Annotated in this window: 3 protein-coding genes and 2 pseudogenes; 3 read left to right on the forward strand and 2 right to left on the reverse strand. The window is 63.6% G+C overall.

The window, feature by feature from the left end; translation table 11 throughout:
• Together HP499_RS25170 and HP499_RS13610 are read right to left on the reverse strand one after the other, a co-directional pair.
• A pseudogene (locus HP499_RS25170) lies at positions 1–88 on the reverse strand (two-component system response regulator); the annotation flags it as partial.
• On the reverse strand, positions 81–1,778 hold the full coding sequence (locus HP499_RS13610) for an ATP-binding protein (RefSeq protein WP_172324576.1): 1,698 nt from the start codon (positions 1,776–1,778) through the stop codon (positions 81–83). The gene HP499_RS13610 and the pseudogene HP499_RS25170, both read right to left, overlap by 8 nt.
• A gap of 156 nt (positions 1,779–1,934) precedes the next feature.
• Here HP499_RS13610 and HP499_RS13615 point away from each other — a divergent pair, with 156 nt between their 5' ends.
• The 3 genes and pseudogenes from HP499_RS13615 to HP499_RS25175 all read left to right on the forward strand — a co-directional run.
• Positions 1,935–3,437 (forward strand): CitMHS family transporter, encoded by a 1,503-nt coding sequence (locus tag HP499_RS13615; RefSeq protein WP_172324577.1) that lies wholly within the window; start codon positions 1,935–1,937, stop codon positions 3,435–3,437.
• A 228-nt stretch (positions 3,438–3,665) separates the two neighbouring features.
• Positions 3,666–3,962, forward strand: a complete 297-nt coding sequence (gene gatC / locus HP499_RS13620; RefSeq protein WP_017199363.1) for an Asp-tRNA(Asn)/Glu-tRNA(Gln) amidotransferase subunit GatC — start codon at positions 3,666–3,668, stop codon at positions 3,960–3,962.
• Between the two features lie 5 nt (positions 3,963–3,967).
• A pseudogene (locus tag HP499_RS25175) lies at positions 3,968–4,222 on the forward strand (Asp-tRNA(Asn)/Glu-tRNA(Gln) amidotransferase GatCAB subunit A); the annotation flags it as partial.

Genomic DNA, 4,222 nt, shown 5'->3' on the forward strand with positions numbered 1-4,222 from the left:
AGCCGGCCACCGAATCCACGTAGGCGGCGTGGAGCCTTGCAACGTGGAAGTCGTCATCCACAATCAGCACGCGTAAATCCTCAGCCATTGCTGTCCTCCCTCAACGTCGAGTCGGTTCCGGTAATACCCTCCGCAGCATCCATGACGCCGGGGATCGTTGCCATGAATACCGCGCCGGGGCCGCCTTGGCTCCCGGGCTCCAGGACGCGGACATCACCGCCGCGCCGCCGCGCAAGCTGCCGCACCAGCGCCAGCCCCAAACCTTGTCCAGCCCCCGAGCGTACCGGGTGTTCCGACGTCGTGAAGCCTTCCGCGAAGACTTCTTCAGGTTCAAGGCTCCCCAAACCGTCGCCGGAGTCTCCCACCACAATGTGCAAAGTCCCGCCGGTTGTGGCGGCGTCATCAAGCAGTTCAACCTCCACCCAGCGGTCCACGGCGGAACCGACGACGGCGGCACTCACCGCGTTGTCGATCAGGTTGCCAAGGACCGTGGTCACGTCCTGGGGATCGGCCACGTGTCCACGAACCAGTGTTTCGGGTCCGACCCGGAGGGCCACGCCGCGTTCCGAAGCTTCCACACCCTTGGCGCCGATGAAGGCCTGCATATACGGATCCTGAAGCAGTTCGGCCTGTTCCACCGGGAACTTCAGCGGGCCCGTGGCCGAGATGCGCGCAAGGTAATCTTTTGCGGAATCGTACTGGCCGATGCTGATGAACCCGGCGATGGTGTGGAGTTGGTTGGCGAACTCATGGCGCTGGGCGCGGAGGGCCGTGGACATGGTCCCGACGGCATCGAGTTGGCGGGTGAGCTGCTGCAGCTCCGTTCTGTCACGCAGCATGACCACCCAGCCGAGGTCCTCCTTGCGATGCCAGGCCTTGCGTGCGCTGGCAACCAGGACGCGCCCGCCCGCCACGATTTCCACGGCTTCGGCGTCACGGGCCGCCGGCTGGGTGAGCTGCTTGAGTTGCGCAGGCACGGCGGCCGAAGCCCAATCCTGTCCCGTGGCATCGGGCATGTCCAAGAGCCGGGCGGCAGCGGCATTGAATACAGAGATGCGCCCGTCCGCGGCGATGCCGATCACGCCGTCGTCGACGCCTTGAAGTACGGCCACTTGGTCGTGGACGAGGGTGCTGATTTCCTCGGGCTCCAAGCCGAGGGTGAGCCGCTGCAGCCTGCGCCGGAGCAGGAACGATGCCAACACGCCGGCCACCAAAGAACCCCCGGCGGTCAGGGCAATGGGCGCAATGTCGCGGGCCAGGCTGTTGCTCAACGACTCCACTGAATAGCCGACGCTGACTTCACCGACGATCGTCTCCGGAAGATCCGGCGCATACACCGGCACCTTGGCCCCGGCCGAAGGTCCCAAAGTCCCGGTGTTGCGGGTGGTGATCTCCTGTCCTCCGAGAGCCACTGACGGGTCCGTGCTGACGCGTTCGCCCAGCCGGGCCTTCTCGGGATGGGCCAGCCGGAGCCCGGTTTCGTCCGTGACGACCACGAACAGGGCGCCCGTCCGGTTGCGCACGGCTTCAGCGGCAGCTTGAAGGGGGCCGGCCGCAAGGATATCCGGGGGAGGCGTCCCTTCTTCCCTGCTGATGGCTTGGACGCCGGATCTGATATCGGGATCCGCAGCAACAGTCCGGGCGAGGGTGAGCGCCTGGTTCTCGGCTTCGTCGCCGATCCGTTCGTACACCAGCCACGCATGGACTGCGCCGCTGAGCAGGACCACCAGCAGGACCACTCCAAGCTGGAGGAGGAGGGTTTGGGTGGAGAAACGCATGCTCCATTCAAGCACTGAGCACAATGCGCAAAACCTTCGTAACGAGCATTATTCCTGACAATTCACACAAACCCCTCCCCGTGACGGACGCCACCATATCGTCTGTAGTGCGCATCACACCGACGTGGCGCCATTCACAGTAGTAAGGAGCCGGCCGTGCTGGTTTTGCTTGGATTCGCAATGATTGCGGTATTCATGGTCCTGATCATGACCAAAAAATTGACGCCAGTACTGGCGCTGATCATCGTCCCCACCGTCTTCGGCTTGTTCGCCGGGGCGGGCCTCGGCATCGGCGACATGGTGATGGAATCCATGAAGTCCATGACGTCCACGGCTGCGCTCCTCATGTTCGCCATCATCTACTTCGGCCTGATGATCGACGTCGGACTCTTTGATCCGTTGGTGAAGTTCATCCTCCGCAAGTTGGGCAACGACCCCGCCAAGGTTGTCCTCGGCACTGCGATCCTTGCAGCCGCGGTCTCCTTGGACGGTGACGGCTCCACCACCTTCATCCTCACCACGGCCGCCATGCTCCCGGTCTACCTGCGGCTCAAGATGAGCCCGGTGGTCCTCACCTGCGTGGCCGGCCTTGCCAACGGCACCATGAACATCCTGCCGTGGGGCGGCCCTACCGCCCGTGCAGCCACCGCGCTCAACCTTGATGTCAACGACGTCTTCGTCCCCATGGTCCCGTCCCTCATCGTCGGCCTCATCGTGGTCCTGGTCTTCGCTTGGCTGCTGGGCCTGCAGGAACGCAACCGCCTCCGCACCACCGCTCCCGAAATCTGGGGCGACGTCGCCGAGCCTTCCGAAGCGTTCGACGGCGGCAACGGCCGCGGCGGTTCCGTCACCGCCGGTTCGGGCTCAGGTTCAGGATTCGGCGCCGGCCGTTTCAGCTTCGGACGCAACGGCTCGACCTCAAGCAAGCCGGGCACGGGTGGAGGTTCCGGCGTCGCGGTTCTTGAAGATCCGGCAACCCTGGTGGACCTCCATGACACCGCCATGGCTGACACCGCGCTGGACCCCAACCGCTCCACCCTGCGTCCCAAACTGTTCTGGTTCAACCTGGGCCTCACGGTCGCCGTCATGGTTGTCCTGGTGGCCAACATTGTTCCGCTGCCGTTCGTGTTCATGGTGGGCTCCGCGATCGCCCTGCTGGTCAACTTCCCCAAGGTCAAGGACCAAGGCGCGCAGTTGATCGCTCACGCACCGTCCATCGTCGCTGTGGTCAGCATGGTCATGGCCGCCGCAGTCCTCACCGGTGTCCTCAATGGAACCGGCATGGTCAAGGCAATGTCCGAGTGGCTGGTCCAGATCATCCCGGCAGACATGGGCCCGTTCATGGCCATCATCACCGGCCTGCTCAGCATCCCCATGACCTTCTTCATGAGCAACGACGCCTTCTACTTCGGTGTCCTTCCGGTCCTCTCCGAAACCGCCGCGCACTACGGCGTCGATGCAGTGGATATGGCCCGTGCCTCCATCACCGGGCAGCCATTCCACCTGCAGAGCCCCTTGGTTCCTGCCATCCTCCTGCTGGTCTCCCTGGCCAAGGTGGACCTGGGCGATCACCACAAGAAGGTCCTGTGGCGCACGGCAGTGATCTCGGTGGTCATGCTGGCAGTGGGTGTCCTGACGGGAGCCATCGGCATCGGCTGACCTGCCTAAACCCCCAACGAGACAGCAGAGCGTGAATGGCCCGCTCTGCTGTCTCGTTTGCGTTGATGGCGGGACAAGCTGCGAAAGCCGGGAGGCATCCGGAAGCGTGCGTCCAAGGGAGGAACGAGCGAGCACGCGGAGGATGGCTCCCGGGCGTAGCGTCTGACCGGCACACCCAAGCCAAGTAGACTGGTTCGGAAAACCATTTGAACTTTGCAGGGGAGATCCATGGCTGCGATCAACCGTGACGACGTCGCGCATCTTGCGCGTCTGGCTCACATTGAAATGAGTGCCGAAGAACTGGACAGGATGGCTGTTGAGCTTGCTGTCATTGTGGATTCGGTCAAGAGCGTGAGCGAAGCTGCGGGGGAGGACGTCCCGGCGACGTCGCACCCGATTCCGCTGACCAACGTGTTCCGCGAGGACGTTGTGGGCCACACATTCACCGCTGAGCAGGCGTTGTCCGGCGCTCCGGATGCTTACGAGAACCGTTTCAAGGTCCCCGCAATCCTGGATGAGGACTAATCACTATGACTGAGCTGAAGAACGAACTCATCCGCCACTCCGCTGCCGATCTCGCTGAGAAGCTGGCCGCCCGCGAGGTGACCGCCGTCGAGGTGACGCAGGCGCACCTTGACCGTATCGCCCTTGTTGATGGCGGAGCCGATGGTATCCACGCCTTCCTGCACGTCAATACTGAAGAGGCTTTGGCTGTCGCGGCCGAGGTTGACGCAGCCCGTGCCGCCGGCGGCTCTGCTGCCGAGGAACTGCATGCCCTCGCTGGT

This window comes from Paenarthrobacter sp. CM16, assembly GCF_013179505.1.
Lineage (GTDB): Bacteria > Actinomycetota > Actinomycetes > Actinomycetales > Micrococcaceae > Arthrobacter.

Bases quoted from the DNA above. Each gene is read 5' to 3' on its own strand.
- HP499_RS13610 (WP_172324576.1), bottom strand. From the start codon at position 1,778: ATGCGTTTCTCCACCCAAACCCTCCTCCTCCAGCTTGGAGTGGTCCTG.
- gatC (WP_017199363.1), top strand. From the start codon at position 3,666: ATGGCTGCGATCAACCGTGACGACGTCGCGCATCTTGCGCGTCTGGCT.